This is a genomic window from Tropicimonas aquimaris (assembly GCF_042676185.1).
GTDB classification, from domain to species: Bacteria; Pseudomonadota; Alphaproteobacteria; order Rhodobacterales; family Rhodobacteraceae; genus Tropicimonas; species Tropicimonas aquimaris.
Window position 1 is genome coordinate 296570 of the sequence record NZ_JBHTJT010000006.1, and the last position, 24721, is coordinate 321290.

The 24721-nt window shown below is 68.9% G+C and carries 24 protein-coding genes; 12 read left to right on the forward strand and 12 right to left on the reverse strand.

Annotated features, from left to right (window positions below; genetic code table 11):
* Positions 1-32: 32 nt before the first annotated feature.
* Both ACFQ2S_RS03230 and ACFQ2S_RS03235 read left to right on the forward strand, forming a co-directional pair.
* On the forward strand, positions 33-233 hold the full coding sequence (locus tag ACFQ2S_RS03230) for a hypothetical protein (protein WP_386072660.1): 201 nt from the start codon (positions 33-35) through the stop codon (positions 231-233).
* 336 nt (positions 234-569) lie between these two features.
* The gene (locus tag ACFQ2S_RS03235; RefSeq protein ID WP_386072662.1) at positions 570-1328 is read left to right on the forward strand and encodes a TVP38/TMEM64 family protein; all 759 of its coding nucleotides are present in this window, start codon (positions 570-572) and stop codon (positions 1326-1328) included.
* Here the strand turns inward: ACFQ2S_RS03235 and ACFQ2S_RS03240 are convergent.
* Positions 1312-1758, reverse strand: coding sequence for a GNAT family N-acetyltransferase (locus ACFQ2S_RS03240; protein WP_386072664.1), 447 nt, complete (start codon positions 1756-1758; stop codon positions 1312-1314). The two genes, ACFQ2S_RS03235 and ACFQ2S_RS03240, sit on opposite strands and share 17 nt — an antisense overlap.
* 104 nt (positions 1759-1862) lie before the next feature.
* Between ACFQ2S_RS03240 and ACFQ2S_RS03245 the strand changes: the two genes are divergently transcribed.
* Positions 1863-2954 (forward strand): AI-2E family transporter, encoded by a 1092-nt coding sequence (locus ACFQ2S_RS03245; protein WP_386072666.1) that lies wholly within the window; start codon positions 1863-1865, stop codon positions 2952-2954.
* Here the strand turns inward: ACFQ2S_RS03245 and ACFQ2S_RS03250 are convergent.
* The 3 genes from ACFQ2S_RS03250 to ACFQ2S_RS03260 form a co-directional block, all read right to left on the reverse strand.
* Positions 2951-3673 (reverse strand): endonuclease/exonuclease/phosphatase family protein, encoded by a 723-nt coding sequence (locus ACFQ2S_RS03250; protein WP_386072668.1) that lies wholly within the window; start codon positions 3671-3673, stop codon positions 2951-2953. The genes ACFQ2S_RS03245 and ACFQ2S_RS03250 overlap by 4 nt on opposite strands.
* Before the next feature lie 63 nt (positions 3674-3736).
* On the reverse strand, positions 3737-5149 hold the full coding sequence (gene cls, locus ACFQ2S_RS03255; RefSeq protein ID WP_386072669.1) for a cardiolipin synthase: 1413 nt from the start codon (positions 5147-5149) through the stop codon (positions 3737-3739).
* Between the two features lie 415 nt (positions 5150-5564).
* On the reverse strand, positions 5565-7739 hold the full coding sequence (locus ACFQ2S_RS03260; protein WP_386072671.1) for a divergent polysaccharide deacetylase family protein: 2175 nt from the start codon (positions 7737-7739) through the stop codon (positions 5565-5567).
* A 144-nt stretch (positions 7740-7883) separates the two neighbouring features.
* On the opposite strand from ACFQ2S_RS03260, the gene ACFQ2S_RS03265 reads away from it, so the two are divergent.
* The 7 genes from ACFQ2S_RS03265 (at position 7884) to lexA (ending at position 13420) form a co-directional block, all read left to right on the forward strand.
* Positions 7884-8465, forward strand: coding sequence for an anthranilate synthase component II (locus ACFQ2S_RS03265; RefSeq protein ID WP_386072673.1), 582 nt, complete (start codon positions 7884-7886; stop codon positions 8463-8465).
* The gene (gene trpD / locus ACFQ2S_RS03270; protein ID WP_386072674.1) at positions 8462-9481 is read left to right on the forward strand and encodes an anthranilate phosphoribosyltransferase; all 1020 of its coding nucleotides are present in this window, start codon (positions 8462-8464) and stop codon (positions 9479-9481) included. Before ACFQ2S_RS03265 ends, trpD begins: the two co-directional genes overlap by 4 nt.
* Positions 9478-10143, forward strand: coding sequence for a uracil-DNA glycosylase (locus ACFQ2S_RS03275; protein WP_386072676.1), 666 nt, complete (start codon positions 9478-9480; stop codon positions 10141-10143). The genes trpD and ACFQ2S_RS03275 overlap by 4 nt, the downstream gene beginning before the upstream one ends.
* A complete protein-coding gene (gene trpC, locus ACFQ2S_RS03280; protein WP_386072677.1) occupies positions 10140-10964 on the forward strand; it encodes an indole-3-glycerol phosphate synthase TrpC in 825 nt (274 codons plus the stop codon). Before ACFQ2S_RS03275 ends, trpC begins: the two co-directional genes overlap by 4 nt.
* Positions 10964-11440 (forward strand): cyclic pyranopterin monophosphate synthase MoaC, encoded by a 477-nt coding sequence (gene moaC / locus ACFQ2S_RS03285; protein ID WP_089232868.1) that lies wholly within the window; start codon positions 10964-10966, stop codon positions 11438-11440. The genes trpC and moaC overlap by 1 nt, the downstream gene beginning before the upstream one ends.
* Entirely contained in the window at positions 11437-12609 is a 1173-nt protein-coding gene (locus ACFQ2S_RS03290) for a molybdopterin molybdotransferase MoeA (protein ID WP_386072679.1), read from the forward strand. Before moaC ends, ACFQ2S_RS03290 begins: the two co-directional genes overlap by 4 nt.
* Before the next feature lie 109 nt (positions 12610-12718).
* Entirely contained in the window at positions 12719-13420 is a 702-nt protein-coding gene (gene lexA, locus ACFQ2S_RS03295) for a transcriptional repressor LexA (protein WP_386072681.1), read from the forward strand.
* Between the two features lie 150 nt (positions 13421-13570).
* Here the strand turns inward: lexA and ACFQ2S_RS03300 are convergent, their stop codons facing one another.
* A complete protein-coding gene (locus tag ACFQ2S_RS03300) occupies positions 13571-15661 on the reverse strand; it encodes a ComEC/Rec2 family competence protein (protein WP_386072683.1) in 2091 nt (696 codons plus the stop codon).
* Positions 15662-15916: 255 nt separating this feature from the next.
* Between ACFQ2S_RS03300 and gltX the strand changes: the two genes are divergently transcribed.
* Complete coding sequence (gltX, locus tag ACFQ2S_RS03305) at positions 15917-17335, forward strand: glutamate--tRNA ligase (RefSeq protein WP_386072685.1); 1419 nt, start codon at positions 15917-15919, stop codon at positions 17333-17335.
* An 80-nt stretch (positions 17336-17415) separates the two neighbouring features.
* Positions 17416-18708 (forward strand): citrate synthase, encoded by a 1293-nt coding sequence (gltA, locus tag ACFQ2S_RS03310; protein ID WP_386072687.1) that lies wholly within the window; start codon positions 17416-17418, stop codon positions 18706-18708.
* A 79-nt stretch (positions 18709-18787) separates the two neighbouring features.
* Here the strand turns inward: gltA and ACFQ2S_RS03315 are convergent, their stop codons facing one another.
* From ACFQ2S_RS03315 to ACFQ2S_RS03345, 7 genes are all read right to left on the reverse strand, one after another.
* Positions 18788-19252, reverse strand: a complete 465-nt coding sequence (locus ACFQ2S_RS03315; RefSeq protein ID WP_386072688.1) for a glyoxalase superfamily protein — start codon at positions 19250-19252, stop codon at positions 18788-18790.
* A 185-nt stretch (positions 19253-19437) separates the two neighbouring features.
* Positions 19438-20427 carry a lytic transglycosylase domain-containing protein gene (locus ACFQ2S_RS03320; RefSeq protein ID WP_386072690.1) on the reverse strand — a complete coding sequence of 330 codons (990 nt, stop codon included), beginning with the start codon at positions 20425-20427 and terminating at the stop codon, positions 19438-19440.
* Positions 20428-20635: 208 nt separating this feature from the next.
* Entirely contained in the window at positions 20636-21412 is a 777-nt protein-coding gene (locus tag ACFQ2S_RS03325) for an enoyl-CoA hydratase-related protein (RefSeq protein ID WP_245837868.1), read from the reverse strand.
* A gap of 84 nt (positions 21413-21496) precedes the next feature.
* Positions 21497-21952, reverse strand: a complete 456-nt coding sequence (locus ACFQ2S_RS03330; protein WP_386072692.1) for a cytochrome c-type biogenesis protein — start codon at positions 21950-21952, stop codon at positions 21497-21499.
* Positions 21949-23928, reverse strand: coding sequence for a heme lyase CcmF/NrfE family subunit (locus tag ACFQ2S_RS03335; RefSeq protein WP_386072694.1), 1980 nt, complete (start codon positions 23926-23928; stop codon positions 21949-21951). The genes ACFQ2S_RS03330 and ACFQ2S_RS03335 overlap by 4 nt, the downstream gene beginning before the upstream one ends.
* Positions 23929-24119: 191 nt before the next feature.
* A complete protein-coding gene (locus tag ACFQ2S_RS03340) occupies positions 24120-24281 on the reverse strand; it encodes a hypothetical protein (protein WP_386072696.1) in 162 nt (53 codons plus the stop codon).
* An 8-nt stretch (positions 24282-24289) separates the two neighbouring features.
* Complete coding sequence (locus ACFQ2S_RS03345; protein WP_386072698.1) at positions 24290-24715, reverse strand: hypothetical protein; 426 nt, start codon at positions 24713-24715, stop codon at positions 24290-24292.
* Positions 24716-24721: the final 6 nt, after the last annotated feature.

Below are 24721 nucleotides of genomic sequence, written 5' to 3' on the forward strand. Positions count from 1 at the left end.
CGGTTCGCCCTGAGGCCGGGCCGATCGGCGCCTTGCAGCCGGCCAACGATGGTTTTCGCATCACTCGCGACCAGATGATCCTGTCCAACACCGGCGCGGCGCGTCAGCCGGTCCGTTCGATGGACGTTCTTGAGCTCACCGAGCACACCGAGATGCCGGCATCGCAACCGCCGCGGCACCATCGGGCCCGCATGTTCGGCCGGGCGGATGAGGCCGCTGGATCCTCGGGATGAGCCGGATACCGAGCGGCATGGACAACCACCCGTTCCCGTCCCCCCACTCCCCGCGCCCGATGACGCGTTTGCCGATCTCGGGATGTGGGACGTCGGCAACCCCACGCGCGGCTCTCTGGCTCTGGCTCGCGCTCGGCCTGGAAGCCGGTGACGCCTTTTCCTCTCCTTCTCAACAGTATGACGGACGCGCACAATGCCATCCCGTTCCCACGCGAGGAGGTCTTCGGTGCACTGAAACAGGTCGACACCGCGCTCGAGATGGGACCGTGCCCAGACTTCGCCGATCCGGAAAATGCCCTTGCCGGCGACCATTGGCGCGGGGAAGAACGTTTGGATATGACATGCCCTGCGGTGCCGGCCGTATGGTATGGTCAGACGATGGACAGCTCTTCTTCGCGATCCTCACGCACCGCCTCACGCCGCAAATACCGCGGGCTGGCTGTTCTGAGCCTCTGCGCACTGGCCATCGGCGCGGTCGTCTGGCTGCTGCCGAGCCTCGACCCTGCGGCGCTGGTCGAGCGCATGGCCAACAGCCCGGAACACATCGTCGTGCTGCTTGTCGCGCTGATGATCCTGCATAATTTCCTGCCGATCCCGGCCGAGGCCATTGCCATCTGCGCCGGCGCGACGCTCGGCATTGCAACCGGTGCCGTGGCGATCTGGATCGGGGCGATGCTGGGGGCGGCACTCGCCTTCTGGCTGTCGCGTCGCTACGGCCGCGGGTTCGTCGCCGCGCGCGACGCCTCCGGCCACCTCGCGCGAATCGAGCGAGACTGGGAAAACTGGGGCGCGCCGGGGCTGATCGGCGTGCGCCTGGTGCCGCTGATCTCCTTCAACCTCATCAACTACGGGGCTGGGCTGACCTCAGTCGGCTGGTGGACTTTCCTCTGGACCACGGCTGTCGGCATCCTGCCGATCCTGCTCCTCTCGGTCGCCGCCGGCGCGGGGCTTCATGCGACCTTCATGGGGCCGGCCTTCCTCGCCATCCTCGGGCTGCTCTGTCTCGGTCCCGGCCTTGTCCGCTATCTCCGGCGCAGACGCTGGAACAGCGCCGCCAATAGCATCGAGGCCCTGCCCGTCAGTCCAGATCCTTGACCATGAAGACGCGGAAGCCCTCGCGGCCGGTCTCTGCCCAGCCGCTGTTGCGGTAGAACCGCAGCGTCGGGGTCATGTCCCGGTGGCTTGCGAGCGTCATCTGCCGGTATCCGGCTGCACGCGCGTGCTCCTCCGCCGCCGCCATCAGCGCGCGTCCGATCCCCTGGCCGCCGCAGTCGGGATGGACGGCGAGGTTGGCGACCCGCGCCACCCCCGGTTCGAGATGCAGCACCAGCCCGCCGACGATCCGCCCCGTGCCCGGCTGCGCCGCCACCCAGACCGGGTGATGCGCGATCTCGTCAGCCACCCCCGCATCGACATCCGGAAGGCCCTCCAGCCGGTCAATCCACGGGCCATAGGCAGCGCGGATGACAGAGGTGAAGGCCGGGGCGTCCTCGACGCGGGCTTGGCGGATATCAGGCGTTTCCATGTGTAATATCTGGGCCGGGCTCTCGGGCTTTGCAATCCCGCGGACTTGCCAAGTTCAAGCCGGCATGAGCAGGTGCCAGTTCAGGGCAGCACCGGGAGGCACGCATGACACCCTTCTCCGAGCGCCAGATCATCGACCTGGCGATCCGCATCGGCTTCATCGCCATCTTCGTCTACGGCGCGGTCATGCTTGTCGCGCCGCTCATCGGGCTGATGCTCTGGGCGGTGATCCTCGCGGTCGCGGTCTACCCGCTGCACCGGTGGCTCTCGCGCCTACTCGGGGGCCGGGTCCGGATTTCGGCTGCGCTTCTCACGATCCTCGGGTTGATGCTGGTGGCCGGGCCGGTCGCACTGCTGGCCGCCGGCATCTTTGAAGCCGCCAACGCCGTTGCCGAGAGCGTCGATGCCGGTACCTTCCATATCCCGCCGCCCCCCGAAAGCATCCGGGACTGGGCGCTCGTCGGACCCAAGTTGCACGAGGTCTGGACGGCCTCCCACGCCAACCTCGCCGACACGCTTGGCCGGTTCGTGCCGCAGATCCTGCGGGCAAGCGGGCGGGTGCTCGGCGAACTGGCTGGGCTCGGGATCGGGCTGCTGATGATGGCCCTGTCGGTTCTGATCATGGGCGCGTTGCTGGTCGTCGGGCCGGGCTTTGCCGCCGGCACACGGACCTTCGCCGACCGGATCTTCGAGACTAGCGGGCCGGAGCTGCTCGACATGGCAGGGGCCACGGTCCGCAACGTCTCTCGCGGGGTGATCGGGGTCGCGGTGATCCAGGCCCTGATGGCCGGCATCATCATGGGCGCCTTCGGCCTCGCCGCCGCAGGACCGCTGGCGCTGGCCTGCCTTCTGCTCGCGGTGATCCAGATCGGCGCCGGCCCGGTCCTGCTGCCGACGATCATCTGGGCCTGGACCGCGATGGACACGTCGCAAGCCGTGCTCTTCACGGTGCTGCTGGCCCCGGTGACCATCATCGACAACATTCTGAAACCGATCTTCATGGGGCGCGGGCTCGACACGCCGATGTTGGTGATCCTCGTCGGTGTGCTGGGCGGGCTGATGGCCTATGGCGTTGTGGGCATCTTCGTCGGGCCGGTCATCCTGGCCGTGTTCCACCGGCTACTCGTCCACTGGATCAACCAGGCCTCCGACCCCATCTCCGCCGCGCCGGAGCAATCCGACGGCAAAACGCTCTAGCGCCCGTCCTGGATCTCCGGCGCAGTGTATGGAGCGAGTTCGATGTCGCTCCAGATGGGAAGGTGATCGGAGGCCCAGCTCGCCTGCTGCCCCTCCTCAACGCCGGCATCCCGCAGCCCGACATCGCGGCCGAGCGCAAACCGGTCGAGCCCGGCGACAGGCCGTGCTGCGTGAAAGGAATTGCCGGGGCAGACCAGCTGGAAATCGCGCTCTAGCGGTTCCAGTCCGCGATCCGTCGACCACTCGTTGAAGTCGCCCATCACCACCGCCCGGCCGGGCATGTCGCCCAGATGCTCGCGAATGGTCTGCAACTGCAGCCGCCGGTGGTAGCGCACCAGCCCGAGATGGGCGCCCACGACGGATAGCATACCGTCCTCGCCTTCTACATCGACCCGCACCGCCCCGCGCGGCTCCAGCCCCGGCAGGTCCACACGCTCCACATGCGCGATGCTGAGCCCCTTGCGGACCAGAACCGCATTGCCGTGCCAACCGAGGCTGACCTCGTTCTGGGCCAGCGGCGCGATCTCGTAATCCGTCTCGGTATCGATGTAGGTGCGGCAGAGCACCGAAGGCCGCTCGCCAAGGCGCTTGTCCACCTCCTGAAGCGCGACCACATCGGCGTCCAGTTCATTCACGATCTCCAGAATCCGCATCGGGTCGCGGCGCAGATCGACGCCGACGGCCTTCTGGATGTTGTAGCTGGCTAGTCGCAGCCGCATCTGGCTTCGCTCCCGTTTCCCCTGCCGGCCCGGCCCCGCCTGTCTTGCATGCAACGGCAGCCGCTAGAGAACCGGCGCCATCAGCCTGGCGAAGGGCGCGCCGATGCGCCGCGGCCAGGGCTGCTCGCTCAGGCTCTTCTCCAGTAGATAGGCACGCGTGAAATCCGCTTCCAGCATTGCCGCCACCTCCGCCGCCGCGCGGGCGTCGAAGACCACGACGGTTGCCTCGAAATTCAGCCGGCAGGAACGGTTGTCCATGTTGGTGGTGCCGATGGAGGCAAGGTTGTCGTCCACCAGCACGACTTTCTGGTGCATGAACCCCTCGGTATAGCGCCAGACCTGCACCCCGGCGTCCCGGATCTCGTCGAAATAGGCGAAGGCCGCGAGCCAGGGCATCCGGTGGTCGATCGCCGAGGGCACCAGGATGCGCACGTCGACCCCGCGAAGCGCCGCCAGCTTGAGCGCGGTCAGGATGTCCACATCCGGAACGAAATAGGGCGAAGCAATCCAGACCCGCGTGGTCGCGCGGGTGATGCAGGCACAGAAATAAAGGCTCCCCGTCTCCAGCTGGTCGCCCGGCCCGGTGGGCACGACCAACGCGTCCATGCCGTTTGTCACCCGCTCGGCCCGCCACTCGAGGAAATCGAGCAGGAGCGTCCGTGTGGCCCAGTGCCAGTCCTCGGCAAAGACCAGCTGCAGCTCCGAGACGACAGGCCCGCGCAGCCGGCAATGCGTGTCGCGCCAGGGGCCGAAAGTCGGATCCCGCCCCATGTATTCGTCGCCCACGTTCAGCCCGCCGATGAACCCGACCTGCCCGTCCACCACCACCGTCTTGCGGTGGTTGCGGAAGTTGATCTGGAAACGGTGGCGCGGCCCGCCGCTGGCGTGGGCGTTGACCACGTCGATCCCGGCGGCGCGGAGATCCTCGAGGTAGGCATTGGGCAGTTTCGAGCAGCCGACGGAATCGTAAAGCAGCTTCACCGTCACGCCGCGCGCCGCCGCGCCCTTGAGCCGCTCGGCAAAGGCCTGGCCCTGCTCGTCGTCGTGGATGATGTAAAACTGCGCCAGGATATAGCTCTTCGCCTCCTCCATCGCGGCGAAGATCGCGTAGAAGGTCTGCTGCCCGTCGATCAGCGGCTCCACCGAATTGCCCGAGACCACCGGCATTTCGGCGATCCTCTCGAAGGCGCGGAATCCATAGGGGCCACCGTCTCCCTTTGCCCGGTTCAGCTCGGCCAGCGCGTCGATGCCGGCGATCACGGCAGAGGAATCGCGCCGCGAGATGACATAGCCGCTGAATCGGAAGTGACCGAAGAACAGGAAGGCCGGCACCGCCAGCCAGGGGAGCGTAATTAGGAACATCACCCAGGCCAGCGACCCCTGCGGCGTGCGCGCCTTGGTCACCGCGCGGTGGGCGAAATAGACGGCCGCGACCTCCAGAGCCAGATAGGCGACGGCGTAGATCGTGACCCACATGTCAGACCTCCCTTTCCAACGTCGGCTCCGGCTCTTCGGCGATACTGAACGCAGCGCCCCCTGCGATGCAAGTAATGCTTGGCAGTGGCAAAGGTTCCGTGCAGGTCCTCCCCAGGCAGTCTGAAGGGGGAAATCAGGCTCCGGGCTTGAGCGGCAGCGCGCGCGTCCTCCAGAGCCAGCGCCGCCCGGTCTGCCAGCACCGCGTCCGGACAGGCTTTGGTAAATACGTGGGAAAAGCCGCCCATGCGGCAGCCGCACCGTGGACCATCGGCGTCGCGCCCGGTAATCCAGCCGGACGCGGCGCGTTACCCTTTCCGACCCGTAACAGGAACCGACCCGCGCCTGAGTCGACGTGCCGGCAGACCCCGCCTGACAGCCGCTACCCCCCGGGAAGAACGTGGCCGGAACCGGCTTTCTACTGGCCTCTCAGCACCGCCGAAACCGGCGCCAGCGCCACGTCCCGCGCCTTGTCGTCCTGCGCCCATCTGAAGAGGGCCTCCACCGTTTCCGGTTGGGCATGGCCGGCCATGACGACGGCTCCGTCCTGAGCCGCTTTGAAGGCCGCGCGGTCGAGATAGCGCTGGATCACACTGCTGCGCTCGCCCTGCTCATCGAGACTGCGGAAGATCAGCGCCGCCGGATGGCCGGCCCGCGCCGACGCCGCGCGCACCGCGCCGAGCCCGCGGTCCCAGCCGATCATTCCCAGCCCGTCGCCCGCGGCGATCTCTACCGCGTGCTCCACCAGCGCCCTGCGGCCGCCGATCCCGTCCGCGGCGGGATCCATGATCGCCACGGCCTCCGGCACGGCGGCCAGATTGGCTTCTAGCGCCACTTCGAGATCCCGAGCGGTGGCGTTCGGGGTGAGACCGGTGGCCAGCGCAACCACTTCGAAACCGGCTGAACGATAGAACTCCGCCGCCTCCGCCGCGTCCGGCAGCGCCGGGTCGATGGCGAAGGTGACCGGGAAGTTGAACGTGCTGAGAACCTGCCGGTCCAGCGTCCGCGACCCGTCGTCGATCAGGATCACCGAGAACAGCGGTTTGCCCTCGGGGTTGGAGAAGGGCACCGCGTGGCGGCTCAGGGCACCGAGCCCCGGCCGCTCCGCTTCGCCGGGCAGAGGATCGACCTCGGCCTCCGGCTCGACGGCGACAGCCACCTCATCGCCCTCCGGTTCACGCCCGATCTGCGGCAGCCGAGAGGACCCTCGGGACCGGTCGGTCAGCGGCAGGACCCGGACGCCCGGCACTGTGGGCGCCTCATCCCCCACCTCGGGCGCGGCCTCGCCGGGATCGGCGCGGCGGATCTCCATGCGCTCCGGCCGGTCCGGCTCGTCGCCGCCTTCAGGCAAGGCATCCGCCGGTGCGGCCGGAAGCGGATCGGTGCCATCGGCGGGCACAGCCGTGCCGGACTGCGGCTCCTCGGCCACCCGCTCCGGCGCGACAGGGCCTGGCAGCTCGGTCTGAGGCTCGGCCATCGCGATCTGCTCGCCGTCCGCCGTCGGGGCCGGCTCGGACTCCTCGACGCGCGTGCCCGGGCTGGCAGTCACGACCTCTGCCTCCGACGCGGCATCGCCGTTCACGGGCGGCGTGGCCGCTGGCGGATCGACCGGCGCGATGGGGCTGGCCGCGTCGCTTTCTTCCGAGGTCAGCGCCGCAGATACGGCCGGCGGAGTTTCGGCCTCCGTCGCGGGCGTCGCTGCCTGCGCCGCTTCCACGGCGGGCGCCGTGGTCTCCGCCGCTTCTACGGCGGGCCTCTCTGCCACATCGCCGATCTCCGGCGGCGCGGTTCCTTCAACCACCGCCGCGCCGCCTTCCGCCGGCACCGGCGCGGCGTCCGTGGCGGCAATGGATTCGGCGGGCGCGGCGTCGCTGGCGGCCAACGACTCGGTGGGCGCTTCGGTGACCTCGAGCGTGTCGGTCGGGACCGGCTGCGGCGTGACCGCCGGCGGGAGGCCGCCACCGTCGAGTTGCAGGGAGCTATCTGCGTTCGGTCCGGAGACCGGGCTCAGCGACTCACCCTCCGGCCGGGACACCGTTCCTCCAGAGGCGTCGGCGGTCACCTCGGGGGCGATTTCGTCGATCACGGGTGCAACCGGCGCGGTGACGGACATACCCGGCGTGTCGGGACGCACGGCGCCCTCGGTCGAAGGCAGGTCCAGCCCGCCCTCCTGCGTCACGCTCGGCGGCACCGCAGGGGCGCCGGCCACCGGCGACGTCGGGTCGGCGACCGGCAGCGCGGCTTCCGTCTCGGGCGGAGGGCGGCGGAATTCGGAGCCCGCGGGCACCGAGACGGCCTCGCCAATGGTCTGCTGCGTGGCCGGCGCGGGGCGTTCGGGCTCGGATGTATCGGCCGTTTCCGTGTCAGGCTCAGGGGTGTCGGTGGCGTCGGCTTCAGGTGGCGTGCTCGCCTCCGGCAGGTCGTCAGGCTCCGGCGCGGTTTCCTCCGCCTCCGGCTCCGGCTCCACCGCAGCGAGGTCCTCGCCCGCTTCGCCCGGGCGCTGCGGCAAGGGTGCAAGCAGCGACACGGCGCTGAGCACAAAGACCGAAATGATGCTGCCCCAGATCAGACCCGACAGGATACCGCGACCCATGCCTTATCCCCACTTGCTTATCGTTGCGCTCTCGCCTCGGGCATTCCCCGACCGAGGCCTTGACCTTGACCCCGGCGAGTGCCTCTGAGCATGTATAGCCCGACACTGAGACCGGTTCACCCCCAATTGCTCGGACACCCCGGAATGCTGCTTCTGATCGACAATTACGACAGTTTTACCTACAACCTCGTCCATTATCTTGGCGAGTTGGGGGCCGAAGTTGAAGTGCGCCGGAACGATGCGCTGGATGTGCAACAGGCGATGGCCCTGCACCCGGACGCGTTCCTGCTCTCGCCCGGACCGTGCGACCCCGCCCAGGCCGGCATCTGCCTGGCGCTGACCGCCGCCGCCGCCGAGACGGGGACGCCGCTTCTGGGGGTCTGCCTCGGGCATCAGACGATCGGCGAGGCATTCGGCGGCAAGGTCGTCCGCTGCCACGAGATCGTTCACGGCAAGATGGGCCTCATCCACCACGACGGAAAGGGCCTTTTCGCGGGCATCGAGGGGCCGTTCCAGGCCACGCGCTACCATTCGCTGGTGGTCGAGCGCGAGAGCCTGCCCGATTGCCTCGAGGTGTCCGCCTGGCTCGAGGACGGCACGATCATGGGCCTTCGCCACAAGACGCTGCCCATCGAGGGCGTGCAGTTCCACCCCGAGAGCATCCGGTCCGAGCACGGCCACCTGATGCTCCGGAACTTCCTCGACCGCATGAAGGTGCCGGCATGAGCGACGCGATCAAACCCCTGATCGGCCTTGCCGCCGACCGCCCCCTGACCCGCGCCGAGGCGGAGGCCGCCTTTGACGCGCTGTTCGAGGGTGAGGCGACGCCGAGCCAGATCGGCGGCTTCCTGATGGCGCTGCGCACCCGCGGCGAGACGGTCGAGGAGATCGCCGCCGCCGCCAGCGTCATGCGCGCCAAATGCCACGCCGTGGCAGCGCCGGACGGGGCGATGGACATCGTCGGCACCGGCGGCGACGGCAAGGGCACGCTCAACATCTCCACCGCCACCGCCTTTGTCGTGGCCGGCGCGGGCGTGCCGGTGGCCAAGCACGGCAACCGCAACCTGTCGTCGAAATCCGGCTCCGCCGATGCGCTGACCCAGATGGGCATCAACGTGATGGTCGGACCGAAGGTCGCCGAGCGGGCACTGGCCAAGGCCGGCATCTGCTTCATGATGGCGCCGATGCACCACCCGGCGATGCGCCACGTCATGCCGACCCGCACCGAGCTCGGCACCCGCACGATCTTCAACATCCTCGGCCCGCTTACCAACCCCGCGGGCGTGAAGCGCCAGCTGACCGGCGCCTATTCTCCCGCCCTTCTGCGCCCGATGGTCGAGACCCTCGGCGCGCTCGGCAGCGTCTCCGCATGGCTGGTGCACGGCTCCGACGGCACGGACGAGCTCTCCATCGCCGGCCCCTCGCAGGTGGCCGCGCTGAAGGACGGCACGGTGACCGAGTTCGAGGTCTCGCCCGAGGACGCCGGCCTTCCGGTCCATCCGTTCGAGGCGATCCTCGGCGGCACGCCGGAGGAAAACGGCCGCGCCTTCGCCGCGCTGCTCGACGGGGCGCCGGGCGCCTATCGCGACGCGGTGCTGCTGAACACCGCCGCCGCGCTGCTGGTCGCCGGGGTGGCCGCCGACCTGAAAGAAGGCGTCGAGATGGGCCGGACCAGCATCGATTCCGGACAGGCGCGCGCCAAGGTGCAGGCGCTGGCCGCACTCACCTCCGCCGCCGAATGAAGCTCGACCCGGATCATACGGGCGCCTGGGCGAGCTTGCCGTTCTTCCGAGACGACCTGCCCCGCATCGACGCGGCGCTGACGTCCGAGGAGCGGCCCTTCCTGCCCGCACCCGACCGGGTCTTCGCCGCGCTGGAGATGACCCAGCCCGAGGACGTGCGCGTGGTGATCCTGGGCCAGGACCCCTACCCCACGCCGGGCCACGCCCACGGGCTGGCCTTTTCCGCCGAGCCCGAGGTGCGGCCGCTGCCGCGCTCGCTGTCCAACATCTTTCGCGAGATGCAGGACGACCTCGGCGCCGTGCCGCCCAACGCCGACCTGCGGTTCTGGGCCCGACAGGGCGTGTTGCTGTTGAACGCGGTGCTGACCGTCCCCGCGGGCGAGGCCAACGGCCACAGGGCGCTCGGCTGGCAAAGGCTCACCGCGCAGGTGCTGGCCCGCCTTACCGACAGGCCCCGCGCCTTCCTGCTCTGGGGCAAGCCGGCCCAGGCCGCCGCGGCCTCGGTCGACGCCACGCGGCACCTCAAGATCGAGACGGCGCATCCCTCGCCACTCTCCGCCCATCGCGGATTTTTCGGTTCCCGACCCTTCTCGCGCGCCAACGACTGGCTGCGCGCCCAGGGGCATACTCCCATCAACTGGACGACCCCGGAGACGTCATGAGCACCCCGACCATTCTCGAGAAGATCAAGGCGTACAAGCTGGAGCATATCGCCGCCTGCAAGGAAGCCCGCTCCTATAGTGACGTCGAGGCGCTGGCGCGCGGCGCGGACCCGGTGCGCGGCTTCCAGGCATCGCTGCGCAAGGCGGTCAAGCAGGGCTATGGGCTGATCGCCGAGGTCAAGAAAGCCAGCCCCTCCAAGGGGTTGATCCGCGCCGACTTCGACCCGCCGGCGCTGGCGCAGGCCTATGAGCGCGGCGGCGCAACCTGCCTGAGCGTGCTGACCGACGGCCCGTCTTTCCAGGGCGCCGACGAGTTCCTGACCGCCGCCCGCAACGCGACCTCCTTGCCGGCGCTGCGCAAGGATTTCATGTACGACACCTACCAGGTCGCCGAGGCCCGCGCCCTCGGCGCAGACTGCATCCTGATCATCATGGCCTCGGTCTCCGACGCGCAGGCCTCCGAGCTGGAAACCGCGGCCCATGAATGGGGCATGGACGCTCTGATCGAGGTGCACAACGCCGAGGAACTGAACCGCGCCCTGCATCTCGAGTCGAGGCTCATCGGCATCAACAACCGGGATCTCAATACCTTCGAGACCTCGCTCGACGTCACCCGCGGGCTCATCAAGCACGTCCCCGAGGAATACCTGATCGTCTCGGAAAGCGGGCTGAACGGGCCGAAGGAGCTCGCCGAGCTGGCGATGTACGGCGCCCGCTGTTTCCTCATCGGCGAAAGCCTGATGCGCAACGAGGATGTCGAGAGCGCCACGCGCGCGCTGCTCGCCAACCCGCTCACGGCCGCGCACGGCGGAGGCATGTGATGGCTCTCACGCATTTCGACTCGCAGGGACGCGCCCACATGGTCGATGTCTCGGACAAGGAGATCACCAGCCGCGTCGCCGTGGCGGAGGGCTGGGTGCGGATGCTGCCCGAGACGCTGACACTGGTGCAGCAGGGCAGCGCCAAGAAGGGCGACGTGCTGGGCGTGGCACGGCTGGCGGGGATCATGGGGGCCAAGAAGACGGCCGACCTGATCCCGCTCTGCCACCCGCTGCCCATCAGCAAGGTCGCGGTGGAACTGGAGGCTGACCCCGCCCTGCCCGGCGTGCGCATCGCCGCGACGGTCAAGACCACCGGCCAGACCGGGGTCGAGATGGAGGCGCTGACCGCGGTCTCCACCGCCGCGCTCACCGTCTACGACATGCTCAAGGCGGTGGACCGCGGCATGGAGATGGGCGGCATCCGGGTGATCCTGAAGGACGGCGGCAAGTCCGGGCGGTTCGAGGCGGGCGCATGATCCCCGTCTCCGAGGCGCTGGACCGGCTCTTCGACCTCGCCACGCCGCTCGGCACCGAGTGCGTGCCGCTCGCAGACGCCGCTGGCCGGGTGCTGGCCGAATCGGTGATCGCTCGCCGCCTGCAACCGCCCTTCGCCGCCTCCGCCATGGACGGCTACGCCCTGCGCCGGGCCGAGATCGCGACGGGCGCCCGGTTCCGGGTGATCGGCGAGGCCCCGGCGGGACGGGCGTTCACCGGCACCGTCGGCCCCGGCGAGGCGGTTCGGATCTTCACCGGTGCGCCCCTGCCCGAGGGCGCGGATTTTGTGGTGATCCAGGAGGACACCGCCCGCGACGGCGAGGTAATGACGATCACCGAGGCCGATCTGCACAACGACAACATCCGCCCGGCCGGCGGCGACTTCGGCCCCGGCGACCGGATCGAGGCGCCACGCCTCCTGTCGCCCGGCGACGTGGCACTGGCCGCGGCGATGAACGTGCCGGAACTGGTGGTGGCCCGCCGGCCCTCCGTCGCTCTGCTCGCAACCGGCGATGAGTTGGTGATGCCGGGCGAGGATCCGCGGCCCGACCAGATCATCGCCTCCAACTCCTTCGGCCTGAAGGCGATGATCGAGGCCGCCGGAGCCGAGGCACGGATGCTGCCCATTGCCCGCGACACCGAGGCCAGCCTGCGCGCCGCGCTCGAACTGGCCGCCGGCGCGGACCTGATCGTCACCATCGGCGGCGCCTCGGTGGGCGACCACGACCTCGTCGCGCCGGTCGCCGGGGCCCTCGGCATGGAGCGCGCCTTCTACAAGGTGGCGATGCGCCCGGGCAAACCGCTGATGGCCGGCCGCCTGAACGGCTCCGCGATGGTCGGACTGCCAGGAAATCCCGTCTCCGCAATGGTTTGTGGCCACATTTTCATCCTCCCCCTGCTGCGCGCGATGCTCGGACTCGGCCGGGCGCCCGCGCCTCGGAAGACGGCTGTGCTTGGGATCGACGTGGACGCGAACGGCCCCCGCGAACATTACATGCGGGCGGTGCTGGCCGATGGCGTGGTCACGCCCTTCGAACGGCAGGACAGCGCCCTGCTCGGCATCCTGTCGCGCGCCAACGCCCTGCTCGTCCGCCCGGTGGCCGACGGGCCGCGCAAGGCCGGCGAGGCGGTGGAGATCCTCCCGATCTGATCGCCTGCTCCCATGCGCCCGGTTGACACAAAACGTGAACACTGGCAGAACATGGGGGAAACGTGGGCCGGTCGAATGCGCCCGCGCGGGCAGACAACGGAAGGGTGCCATGCTGACACGGAAGCAACTCGACCTGCTGGAGTTCATTCACAAGCGGATGCAGCGCGACGGGGTTCCGCCCTCCTTCGACGAGATGAAGGACGCGCTCGACCTGCGGTCGAAATCTGGCATCCACCGGCTGATCACGGCGCTGGAGGAGCGGGGCTTCATCCGTCGCCTCGCCCACCGCGCCCGGGCAATCGAGATCGTTCGACTGCCGGAGGCGCTTCAGGCCAAGGGGTTCCAGCCCGTGGTGATCGAGGGCGACGCCCCGGAGGTCGCTCCGACAGCGCCGCCCCGACCGGCCAACTCGATGCCAGTGGATCTGCACGCGACGGAACTGCCGGTGATGGGCCGGATCGCCGCCGGCGTGCCGATCGAGGCGATCAGCGAGGTCAGCCACACCGTGGCGGTGCCCGGCCAGATGGTCGGCGCGGGCCGGCATTACGCGCTCGAGGTGCGCGGGGATTCGATGATCGAGGTCGGAATCAACGATGGCGACGTGGTGGTGATCCACGAGCAGGACACGGCGGACGATGGCGATATCGTGGTGGCGCTGGTCGAGGATCACGAGGCGACGCTGAAGCGCTTCCGCCGGAAGGGCGGCATGATCGCCCTGGAGGCCGCGAACCAGGCTTACGAGACGCGCCTTTTGCGGGGCGACCAGGTCAAGGTGCAGGGCCGTCTGGTGGGACTGATCCGCACCTACTGATCCGTCGGGAGCGCCGCCCGGGAGGGCTCCCGCCCGTCGTCGGCGCATCGCAGATGCGCCTCCTCCCGTTGGGCCGGGCCGCGCTTCGCGCGGCAGCCACCGGGCGGGCACCCCGCCCCCCTTCAAGAAAGACGGCTGTCACGGCTCTGATCAGGGCGACCACATGCGTTGCCCCGAGCGGTCCGCCACCGTCTCGACCTCCAGGCCACCTTCCCGAATCCGCAGCGCAATCGCTCCCGTCGCGCGCAGGTCCACCGGATCGAGCAGCCAGCACGGTCCGGCGGGCCGGGTTTCGACCTTTACGTTGGCGACAATGACCCCCGGTCCGCATCGCTCGCCGAGGTCCTTCAGGCCGGTCTTGCCGGCCAGATGCCGAACGGTGGTGTCGCCAAGCGCCGCGCGGCGGTCGTGGGGCGGGCCGGTGAAGCCGGTGCGCACGGCGGCGCTCGCCTGGTCCCCTCCGTCGCCATCGTTCTCCAGCCAGACCTGGGCGGCGAAACCGTCGCCCCGCGGGCGCGACAGGACGCGCCCGTCCGGCCCCATGATCCCCACCAGCCCCCCGGTGTCGGCGATCAGCGCGTCCGGGCGGGAGGCCTGCGTCCAGAGCGCGAGCGCCACCGCCACCGCGCCAAGGCCGATCCAGCGCATCCGGCCGCACCAGATGAGCGTGAACAGGAACCCGAGGGTCAGGAGCGGCAGCACCGCGCCTCCGGGTGAAATGACGTGGGTGACCGCCCCTTCCATCCCGGCGACGCGATCGGCCACGTAGAGGATCCACTCCAGCCCCATCTGCATCGCCCAGAACGCGGGGGCGGCAAGCCCAAACGGCCAGAGAACCGCGGCCGTCACCGCCGCGGGCATCACCAGCGCGCCCATGAGCGGCACGGAGGCAAGGTTGGCCAGCAGGCCGTAATCCGCAAGCCGGTTGAAATGGGCCGCCGAATAGGGCGCTGTGGCCGCCCCCGCGACGGCGGAGGACAGCGCCACCGCGAGCACCGGCATCAGCCAGCGTGGCAGCCGCTTCAGCCGCTCGCGCTGTGTTCGCAGCGCGCCGAAGGCCGCGACCAGTGCCGTCGTGGCCGCAAAGGACATCTGGAACCCCGGACCGAGCAGCGCCTCTGGCGAGATCACCAGCAACAGCGTCGCCGCGAGCGCCACCGAGCGCAGCGAGATCGCCCGCCGCTCCAGGATCACCGCCACCAGCATGACCGACACCATGACGAAGGCCCGCATGGTGGACACGGCGCCGCCCGACAGCGCGAGGTAGAAAGCTCCGGCCGCCAGAGCGCCAAGCGCCGCCGCCTTGCGGATCGGGAAACGCAGCGCCAGCCAGGGCACCAGCGCCAGCAAACCGCGCAGCGCGGCAAAGACCGATCCGGTCAGCAGCCCCATGTGCAGGCCGGAGATCGCGAGCAGATGCGCAAGGTTGGAGTTTCGCAGGTTCTCGACCACCTCGCGCGGCATGGCGGAGCGGTCACCGGTCAGGATCGCGGCCGCGAAGGCCCCGGCCGCGCCGGGGATATGCTCCTGAACCGCGGCACTGATCGCCATTCGCATCCGGAACACCGCCAGCCCGGCCCGGCCCTCCTCTGCCGGGGCGAGCACGAGCACCGGCGTCCGGGTGTAGCCGGTCGCGCCAAGCCGCTCGAACCAGGCATTGCGGCGGAAGTCGAAGCCGCCGGGCTCGACCGGACCGGCGGGCGGCGAGAGATGGCCGGTAAGGATCACCGTCAGGCCGGGCTCTGGGGTCACGTAATCCTGCGCGCCGTGCAGGGAGACGCGAACGCGCTCGGGCGTCCGGTGCGGGGCGACGTCGGCGAGCACCACCCGGTCCAGCGTCAACCGAGGCATGTCGGAGACGGAGCGGTCGATCTCGATGATCCGGCCCTCGACCGGCCCGTAATAGCGGAACCCGAGCACAGGCGCCGCCACCGAATGCGCCCGCGCACCCGCCAGCATCGCGCCGCAGAGCATGAGCGCCACCGCCCAGACCAGTGGCGCGGCGACCTCCCCGGCCCAGCGGCCGAGCGTCATCAGCACCAGGATCGCCAGCGCGCCGCCCAGGTAAGCCTCCGCCCCCGGCTCGACCCGCAAGGCGAACCAGCCGCCGCTGCCGAGGCCGAGGCAGATCGGGACCCACAGCAACAGCCGCCCCCGCTGCGCCAGAAGCGCCGCGGCGATCCTTCCCTGCCTGCCTGCCTCTCCGGCATCGGGCATTTCGGCCGGTGCAACGGGTTCCATCGCGCCAGCCTTCGGCGATCATCCTTGCCAAAGCGTTAACGCCCGCCGGTCGCCCCCGGTTCAGCCTGTCGCAGGCTTCCGTGACGGCGTCCTCATCAAGCCCTCTTGCATTCGCCGCGGGCTTGGCTTTCCATCCCGCCAGCGCTGAAATATATCCGCGACGACAGATATCGGAGGGCGCGATGCGCGGGGCCGGGACGATCCCGGAACCTCGCTTGACGGCGCGCCCAATGCAGCGAGAGGTCTCAGGTTTTCATGTCGGACACGCCCCCAGTCGTCACCCGCATCGCACCGTCCCCTACCGGGTTCATGCACATCGGCACGGCCCGCACCGCGCTCTTCAACTGGCTTTACGCCCGGGGCCGCGGCGGCAAGTTCCTGCTGCGGATCGAGGATACCGACCGGGAGCGTTCCACGCCGGAAGCGACCGAGGCGATTCTGCGCGGGATGCGCTGGCTCGGGCTCGACTGGGACGGAGAGGCCGTCAGCCAGTTCGAGCGCGCCGGGCGGCACGCCGAGGTGGCGCATGAACTGCTGGCGCGGGGCGCGGCCTACAAGTGCTTTGCCAGCCCCGAGGAGATCACCGCGTTCCGCGAAGCGGCGCGCGCCGAGGGGCGGAGCACGAATTTCCAGTCGCCCTGGCGAGACGCCGATCCCTCCACCCACCCGGACGCGCCCTACGTGGTGCGGATCAAGGCCCCGCGCGAGGGCGAGGCGGTGATCGCGGATGCCGTGCAGGGCAACGTACGCTGGAAGAACGCGGATCTCGACGACATGGTCCTGCTGCGGTCCGACGGCACGCCGACCTACATGCTCGCCGTCGTGGTGGACGACGTGGACATGGGCATCACCCACGTGATCCGCGGCGACGACCACCTGGCCAACGCCGCGCGCCAGTCGCTGATCTACACCGCGATGGGCTGGCCGCTGCCGGTCTATGCCCACATCCCGCTGATCCTCGGCCCCGACGGCAAGAAGCTCTCCAAGCGGCACGGCGCCACCGGCGTAGAGGAATACCAGAAGATGGGCTACCCGGCCGCGGGGATGCGCAACTATCTCGCCCGGCTCGGCTGGAGCCACGGCGACGACGAGTTCTTCACCGATGCGCAGGCGCTCGAATGGTTCGACCTTGACGGCATCAACAAGGCCGCCGCGCGGTTCGATTTCAAGAAGCTCGAAAACCTCTGCGGACAGCATATTGCAGCTGCAGAAAATTCCGATCTCCTCGAGGAATTGATCGCCTATCTCGCTGCAATCGAGGCCGCTCCGCTCTCCGAAACGCAAAAGGACGCACTGTCGCGGGGCATGGACAGCCTCAAGGAACGCGCCAAGACTTTCGGAGAACTCCTTGAAAAGGCGCATTTCGCCTTGACAGAGCGGCCGATTGTGCCGGACGAAAAGGCTGCCGGCGCGCTCGATCCGGTATCCCGTGGTATACTGGAAGAATTGACGCCGCACCTGCAAAATGCTAGCTGGACGCGCGACGGTCTCGAGGGGGCCGTCAAGGAATTCGCCGACCTCAAGGGGCTCAAGCTCGGAAAGATCGCACAGCCCCTTCGTGCGGCCCTCGCGGGACGCACAGCAACGCCGAGCGTCTTCGACATGATGCTCGTGATCGGCCGGGAGGAGACCCTGGGCCGCATAGAAGACGCCGCGGGCCATCCGGGGGAGTGATCCCACGGCCCGCGTAGCAGAAATCCGAGCCCGGATGTGCGCCCCGTGCGACATCGGTGCCAGTCAGAAAGGGACGCCACATGACAGACAGAAAAGCGACGCTGACGTTCGACAACAAGACGCTCGAACTGCCGATCCACTCGCCCACCGTCGGGCCGGACGTGATCGATATCCGCAAGCTCTACGCCCAGGGCGATGTCTTCACCCACGACCCGGGCTTCACTTCGACCTCGGCCTGCGAGTCGACCATCACCTTCATCGATGGCGACAAGGGCGAGCTGCTGCACCGCGGCTACCCGATCGACCAGCTGGCGTCCAAGTCGCATTACCTCGAAGTCTGCTACCTGCTGCTCTACGGCGAACTGCCGACCGCGGCCGAGATGGAAAAGTTCGAGAACACCATCACCCGTCACACCATGCTCCACGAGCAGATGACGTATTTCTATCGCGGCTTCCGTCGCGACGCGCACCCGATGGCGATCATCGTCGGCGTGATGGGCGCCATGTCGGCCTTCTACCACGACTCGACCGACATCTCCGATCCGCGCCAGCGCGAAATCGCCACGCACCGGCTGATCGCCAAGATGCCGACGATCGTCGCCTGGGCGTTCAAGTATTCGATCGGCCAGCCCTTCGTCTATCCGCGCAACGATCTCGACTACGCGGCGAACTTCCTGAACATGTGCTTCTCGGTCCCGGCCGAGGATTACGAGGTCAGCCCGGTTCTGGCCCGCGCCATGGACCGGATCTTCACGTTGCACGCCGACCACGAACAGAACGCCTCGACCTCGACGGTGCGTCTGGCCTCGTCGTCGGGCGCCAACCCCTTCGCCTGCATCGCGGCGGGCGCAGCCTGTCTCTGGGGGCCGGCCCACGGCGGCGCCAACCAGGCCTGCCTGGAAATGCTCCGCAAGATCGGCACCGTGGACAAGATCCCGGAATACATCGCTCGCGCCAAGGACAAGGACGATCCGTTCCGCCTGATGGGCTTCGGCCACCGCGTCTACAAGAACTTCGACCCGCGGGCGAAGGTCATGAAGGAATCGGCGGACGAGGTGCTGGACCTGCTCGGCATCCACGACAACCCGACCCTTCAAGTCGCCAAGGAGCTGGAGCGCCAGGCGCTGGAGGATCCCTACTTCGCCGAGAAGAAGCTGTTCCCGAACGTCGACTTCTACTCCGGCATCATCCTCGAGGCGATGGGCTTCCCGACGTCGATGTTCACCCCGATCTTCGCCTTGTCGAGGACCGTCGGCTGGATCTCGCAGTGGAAGGAGCAGCTCTCCGATCCGGCGCACAAGATCGGCCGCCCGCGGCAGCTCTACACCGGCCATCCGTTCCGTGACTACGTCGAGGTCGAGGACCGCGGCTGAGGCTCGGCGACCTCCCTATCACAACACGCGAAGGCCGGGGCAATGCCCCGGCCTTCTGCCGTTTCAGGGGTTGGTCGTCTCAGATCGCGGCGACGCGCAGGTGCGGCGCACCGTCCGACGTGCGCTGCGGCGAGACGCCCTTCCCGTCGATCGTCGCCGACACGCGCTGCCGGAACGAGCAGAAGCTGTCGAAGCGCACCACGTCGACCGGATCGTCGAAATGCAGCGTCACCTCGTGATGCGTGCCGCCGGCGATCTGGCGCAGCGCCAGAACTTCGCCGGTAAACGCCTGGCCGAGATAGCTGCCGCGCACCCTGTCGCCGACGGAAAGCGGCGGCAGCGGGCGGTTCGGCTTCGGCTGCGCGTTGGCGGCGGCGTGCAGGGTGTTCCAGTCGCGATAGCCGAGCTGGGCGGCCAGCAGCTCGAGGCTGCGGGAATGGGACACCGGCGTGCCGGTGGCGGCGAGACTGTCGCGCAGGCGGCGTGCCTGCGCCTTTAGGGCATCGACGCCGGGAAGGCGGTCGTTGGAAGGAGAATGGGTCATCTGTTGCCTCGTGAAACGCGACCGATGGCGGTTCGATGGGGCTCGCATTGCCACCCTGCCGGATGTCGCTCGGGCTCGGGATGATTATCTTCTACGGGACTTCACCATTGCGACCAGCGCATGCGAGCGGCCGGCGTCCCTGACCGAGTGCCTATCTGGCCCCTGGCGGCCGCAAATTCAAGGGGTCAGTTGCGCAGCACCACGCAGGGCACCCCGCCGCCCCGCAGGCGGCCACAGAGGCGCTGCGCCTCGGCACGGCTGTCGGCGCCGATCTGGGCGGTGACCTGCCGGCCGGACCGGGCCGGCAGCCGCATCCGCCGGAAGGTGACGTCATACTCCTCGAGGACCGGCCGGCGGCGGCGCAACTGCTCAACCCGCTGCGCGGCCACGCCCTGGCTCGGGTTGGCCGCCAGGATGACGGCCCAGGGGTGGTAGACGTCGGGCATCCGGAACTCGCGAAACCGGCGCGACTCGGCCAGCTCGACGCAGGCCTCGCGGAAAGGCCGGTCGTCATCGAGCGTCAGCGCCAGGCTCTCGGGCGGGGCGTCGCGCCAGTCGAGCGCCGAATAGCCGGTGATCGCGGGCACGTAGCGCCGGGTCTCCAGCGGCAGGATGCGGTCGTGGTCGATGAAATCCTCCACCCGGTCCTCGCCGGCATTGTAGGCTGCCGCCGCGAGGCCGAGGTTGCCGTAGCGGTCCCGCAGCTCGGCCAGGTAGATCGCCGAGGCCCGCAGCGCCTTGGCCGGGTTGAACGGGTCGTCGAGCCGCCGCAGCAGCGCAGTACCCGGCATGAACTGCGCGATGCCCTGCGCGCCGGCGGGGCTGACGGCGGAGGCGTCGAACAGGCTCTCGCGCCAGATCAGCCGGGCGAAGAAATCCCGATCCAGCCCGGCCTCCGCGGCGGCTGCCTCGATGGTGCGGCAGACATCTGCGGTGTAGCTCTCGAGCGCGATGCAATGGGCGCCATCCGGGGTGCAGCGCAGGCCGGCCTTGCCGAGCGCCGCCGGCCGCGACGGCGGGCGGAGCTGGCCCGGGTCCAGCTCCGGCGGCCCCGGCGGATCGGCGGCTGCGGGCAGCGCCAGGGAGAGCCCCAGCGCCAGGGAGAGCCCCAGCGCCAGGGCGAGCCCGAGCCGCCGCACTCCGCGCCCTGCCCCGAGTTGCCTCCCTGCGGCCATGCCACGCTCTCCACCAACCCCGAAATCCACACCGGCCGAAGGGAACCACGTTTCGCACCGTGCCCAAAGAAAAAAGCCAGCGGCGAAGGCTCCCGCCCGGCCGACCCCCATCAAAGATGGGCCCCGGCCGGTTGGGCCGGGCCGCGCGCCTTCGGCACGCGGCGGGCGCGGGCGGTGAAGAGCAGGCTCAGGGCCGAACCGCCGGCGCTCAGCGTCCCTCGAAATGGGCCGGACGTTTCTCGAGGAAGGCCAGCACACCTTCCTTGAAGTCCCGGCTCAGCCCGCATTCCCCCTGCAACTGCGCTTCCAGCTCAAGCTGGGCGGCCAGCGTGTTGTCCCAGCCCTGGCGCAGCGCCTGCCGCGCCGCGCGATAGGCCGCCGTCGGGCCCTTGGCCAGGTGCAGCGCCCGGCTCCACCAGCGCGCCGGGAAATCCTCGTCCGGCACCGCTTCCCAGATCATCCCCCAGGCATCGGCCTGCCGCGCGGTGATCGGCTCGGCAAAAAGCGCCGCCCCCATCGCCTTGGCCGCGCCCATCTGGCGGGGCAGCATGTAGGTGCCACCGGCATCCGGGATCAGGCCGATCCGGGCGAAGGCCTGCAGGAACACGGCGCTCTCGGCCGCGATGACCACGTCGCAGGCCAGCGCGAGGTTGGCCCCTGCCCCGGCCGCTGCGCCGTTCACCGCCGCGATGGTCGGCACCGGGCTCTCGGTGATCGCCTCCAGCATCGGGATGTATTCGTCGCGCAGCGTCCGCTCGAGGTCGATGTGGCCCACGTTGGCGCGGTCGCCCAGATCCTGCCCGGAGCAGAAGGCCCGCCCCTCGCCAGTCAGCACGACAACCCGCGCTTCCGATCCGGCGCGCCGCACCGCATGGGCGATCTCGGCCCGCATCTGCGTGTTGAGAGCGTTCATCACCTCGGGGCGGTTCATCGTCACCAAGGCGACGTCGTCGCGCACCGCATAGGTAATTGCGTCGTATTGCACCCTGCCGTCTCCCTCATAACCTGTCGGCGCGAGCATAGGCCGGCCACTGGCATCGCAAAAGTCCACCCCGGCCGGGCCGTTACGTCATTCCTCGAGAATGTCGCGCAGCCGCGCTTCTTCTTCGGCGGAGAGACCGGCGGCGGCGGCGTCCGGCGCGCTGCCACGGCGGCGGACATAGACCAGACCGAGCCCACCGGCGACCAGCAGCATGGCCGGCCCCGCGATCCACAGCACCAGGTTCGCCCCGGTCGCGGTCGGCTTGAGAAGCACGTATTCGCCGTAGCGGTCGACGACGTAGTCTAGGACCTCCTCGTCGCTGTCGCCCTCGACAAGCCGTTCGCGAACCAGCACCCGGAGGTCGGAGGCCAGCTCGGCATTGGATTCATCGATGTTCTCGTTGCGACAGACCAGGCAGCGCAGCCCCTTGGAAATCTCCCGCGCCCGCGCCTCCAGCACCGGGTCGTCGAGGATCTCGTCAGGCGTCACGGCCTGCACCGGCGCGGCGAGCAGAAGGCCAAGAAAGAGGATCAGGCGTTTCATTCTGCAGGCACTCCGGCGACCGGAGCCCGGCGCTTGCGAGCGCCCGCGGCAACGCGATAACGGCGGTCGGTGAGCGAGAATACCCCACCGATCCCCATGATGATGCAGCCCGCCCAGATCCAGTTTGCGAAGGGTCGGATATAGGTCCGCACCGCATAGCCGCCGTCCGCCTGGGCATCGCCGATCACCAGGTAGACATCTCGCAGGAAGCCACTGTCGATCCCTGCTTCGGAGGTCGGCATCCCGGCCACCGGATAGACGCGCTTTTCCGGATGCAGCAGCGCGATCTCGTCGCCGTTGCGATAGACGGCCATGGTCGCCGTGGTGGACACGTAGTTCGGCCCCTGCACGTCCCGCACATCCCGCAGCTCGATCTCGTAGCCCGCGTGCTCGAAACGCTCGCCGATCTGCGCGACGCGGATGTCCTCGCTCTCCCAGGCCATCAGGCCGGAAATCCCGAAGACCGTCACCGCGAGGCCGATATGGGCGGTCGTCTTGCCCCAGTCCGCGCCCGGCAGGTTGCGCAGGCGCCGCAGCCGGCTGGAAATGTCGCCCCGCCCGGTCCGGCTCCAGAAATCGACCAGAGCCCCGAGGGTCACCCAGGTCGCCAGCGCAAGCCCCACCGGTGCCAGCATCGCTCCGCCGGTCTGCATCACCCAGACCAGCGCACCAAAGGCCACGCTCAGCGCCAGAACGCCCCAGAGCGGCTGCATCGCCCGACCGAGATTGCCCCGCTTCCAGGGCAGCATTGCGCCGATCGGCAGGATCGCGGTCAGGGCCACCATGAAAGGCGTGAAAGCCGCGTTGAAGAAGGGCGCGCCGACGCTCAGCTTGCGATCGAAGGCGATCTCCGCGACCAGCGGCCAGACCGTGCCCACGAAGACGACGAAGGCCGACACCGCCAGCAGCACGTTGTTGGCCACCAGCGCGCTCTCCCGGCTGACCATGGCAAAGACGCCCTTGGCCTGCATCACGTTGGCCCGCGCCGCGAACAGGGTCAGCGCGCCGCCCATGAACACCGCGAGGATCAGCAGGATGAAGACCCCGCGCTCTGGGTCGTTGGCGAAGGCGTGGACAGAAGTGATCACGCCGGAGCGCACCAGGAACGTCCCGATCAGCGAGAAGCCGAAGGCCATGATGGCGAGCAGGATGGTCCAGGATTTCAGCGCTTCCCGCTTCTCCACCACGATGGCCGAATGCAGCAGCGCCGCCGCCAGCAACCAGGGCATGAAGGAGGCGTTCTCCACCGGGTCCCAGAACCAGAACCCGCCCCAGCCCAACTCGTAATAGGCCCACCAGGAGCCGAGCCCGATGCCGATGGTCAGGAAGAGCCAGGCCGCCAGCGTCCAGGGCCGAACCCAACGGCCCCAGGCAGCATCCACCTTGCCCTCTATCAGCGCCGCCACCGCAAAGGAGAAGGCCATCGAAAGGCCCACATAGCCGAGGTAGAGGAACGGCGGGTGAAAGGCGAGGCCCGGGTCCTGCAGGAGCGGGTTCAGGTCCTCGCCATTCATCGGCGGCGTGGCGAGCCGCAGGAACGGGTTCGAGGTGAAGAGAATAAAGGCATAGAAGGCCACCGAGACCGATGCCTGCACCGCCAGCACCCGCGCCTTGAGCGAGGGTTTCAGGTTGCCGCCGAACCAGGCCGCGCAGGCCCCGAACAGCGCCAGGATCAGAACCCAGAGCAGCATCGAGCCCTCGTGGTTCCCCCAGACTCCGGAGATCTTGTAGAGCATCGGCTTCGCGGTGTGAGAATTCATCACCACCAACCGCAGCGAGAAGTCCGAGACCACGAAGGCGTAGGTCAGCGCCGCGAAGGAGGCGGACACCAGCAGGAACTGGATCGTGGCCGCCGGCACGGCAGCCGCCATCCAGCCGCTCCATTGCCGGGACGCCCCGACCATGGGAACGATCATCTGCACAATCGCGACAAGCGCGGCGAGGACGAGGGCGAAGTGGCCGAGTTCGACTATCATGGCCGGCAAACTAGCCGAGCCCCAGCCTTCCGGCAACGGGCCTGCGGCACCATGCCCTCACGATAGCGGGAGCAGACCGCTTGCCACGAGCCGCATCGGGCCGACAAAGACTCCACCTGTTTCTTCTTGGCCCAAATACCCTCGCCGAAGGCGGGATCTTCGCAGAAGATCCGTCTCACCCCGCCCGGGCCTTACCGTCCGAGCATCTCCTTCAATGCCAGGTCCAGAAGATCCGCCGCCTCACGGTTGCGCTCCAGCGTCTGCAGGAATCGCCGACCCAGCAGCAGCTTGCGCGCGGTGCGGCGCATCTCCGCCGCCACCCTTCCCATCCCGGCCCGCCAGATCCCGCGCATCGGACCGCTCACCTGACAAGCGTCAGAAAAAGGACCGAAACCGCGAAGGCGCCGGCCACAGGTAGCAGGAAACTGCCGCGCCGATGCCCGAGCGAGGTCTCCAGCACCTCGAAATGCAGCACCGCCCCGGTCAGCATCAACCCCACCAGCCCCAGAAGCATCTCGCTGCGCTCCATCCAGACCGGCGCCCCCAGTAGGGTGAAAAGCCACCACCACCCCATCACCATCGCGGCCCCGGCCCAGGAGAACGCCATGCCGAGCGACAGCGGCGACATCCGCATCGCCCAGAGCCACAGGAAGATCGCGGAGATCATCAGCGCCATCACGGTCAACGCCCCGAAGGCGATCTCCGCCGTGCCGAGGTAGCCCTGGCTCAGGTAGGACGCATGGATCGCGCCCAGCAGGACGGAATAGATGGTAAGTGCCTGTTTCACGTCCAT

Bases quoted from the DNA above. Each gene is read 5' to 3' on its own strand.
- gltA (WP_386072687.1), top strand. From the start codon at position 17,416: ATGACAGACAGAAAAGCGACGCTGACGTTCGACAACAAGACGCTCGAA.
- cls (WP_386072669.1), bottom strand. From the start codon at position 5,149: ATGTGGGTCACGATCTACGCCGTCGCCTATCTGGCTCTGGAGGTCGCG.
- ACFQ2S_RS03290 (WP_386072679.1), top strand. From the start codon at position 11,437: ATGATCCCCGTCTCCGAGGCGCTGGACCGGCTCTTCGACCTCGCCACG.
- ACFQ2S_RS03250 (WP_386072668.1), bottom strand. From the start codon at position 3,673: ATGCGGCTGCGACTAGCCAGCTACAACATCCAGAAGGCCGTCGGCGTC.
- ACFQ2S_RS03260 (WP_386072671.1), bottom strand. From the start codon at position 7,739: ATGGGTCGCGGTATCCTGTCGGGTCTGATCTGGGGCAGCATCATTTCG.
- gltX (WP_386072685.1), top strand. From the start codon at position 15,917: ATGTCGGACACGCCCCCAGTCGTCACCCGCATCGCACCGTCCCCTACC.
- trpC (WP_386072677.1), top strand. From the start codon at position 10,140: ATGAGCACCCCGACCATTCTCGAGAAGATCAAGGCGTACAAGCTGGAG.
- ACFQ2S_RS03235 (WP_386072662.1), top strand. From the start codon at position 570: ATGACATGCCCTGCGGTGCCGGCCGTATGGTATGGTCAGACGATGGAC.
- ACFQ2S_RS03275 (WP_386072676.1), top strand. From the start codon at position 9,478: ATGAAGCTCGACCCGGATCATACGGGCGCCTGGGCGAGCTTGCCGTTC.
- ACFQ2S_RS03240 (WP_386072664.1), bottom strand. From the start codon at position 1,758: ATGGAAACGCCTGATATCCGCCAAGCCCGCGTCGAGGACGCCCCGGCC.
- ACFQ2S_RS03340 (WP_386072696.1), bottom strand. From the start codon at position 24,281: ATGCGCGGGATCTGGCGGGCCGGGATGGGAAGGGTGGCGGCGGAGATG.
- ACFQ2S_RS03315 (WP_386072688.1), bottom strand. From the start codon at position 19,252: ATGACCCATTCTCCTTCCAACGACCGCCTTCCCGGCGTCGATGCCCTA.
- ACFQ2S_RS03265 (WP_386072673.1), top strand. From the start codon at position 7,884: ATGCTGCTTCTGATCGACAATTACGACAGTTTTACCTACAACCTCGTC.
- ACFQ2S_RS03335 (WP_386072694.1), bottom strand. From the start codon at position 23,928: ATGATAGTCGAACTCGGCCACTTCGCCCTCGTCCTCGCCGCGCTTGTC.
- trpD (WP_386072674.1), top strand. From the start codon at position 8,462: ATGAGCGACGCGATCAAACCCCTGATCGGCCTTGCCGCCGACCGCCCC.
- ACFQ2S_RS03330 (WP_386072692.1), bottom strand. From the start codon at position 21,952: ATGAAACGCCTGATCCTCTTTCTTGGCCTTCTGCTCGCCGCGCCGGTG.
- ACFQ2S_RS03300 (WP_386072683.1), bottom strand. From the start codon at position 15,661: ATGGAACCCGTTGCACCGGCCGAAATGCCCGATGCCGGAGAGGCAGGC.
- lexA (WP_386072681.1), top strand. From the start codon at position 12,719: ATGCTGACACGGAAGCAACTCGACCTGCTGGAGTTCATTCACAAGCGG.
- ACFQ2S_RS03245 (WP_386072666.1), top strand. From the start codon at position 1,863: ATGACACCCTTCTCCGAGCGCCAGATCATCGACCTGGCGATCCGCATC.
- ACFQ2S_RS03320 (WP_386072690.1), bottom strand. From the start codon at position 20,427: ATGGCCGCAGGGAGGCAACTCGGGGCAGGGCGCGGAGTGCGGCGGCTC.
- moaC (WP_089232868.1), top strand. From the start codon at position 10,964: ATGGCTCTCACGCATTTCGACTCGCAGGGACGCGCCCACATGGTCGAT.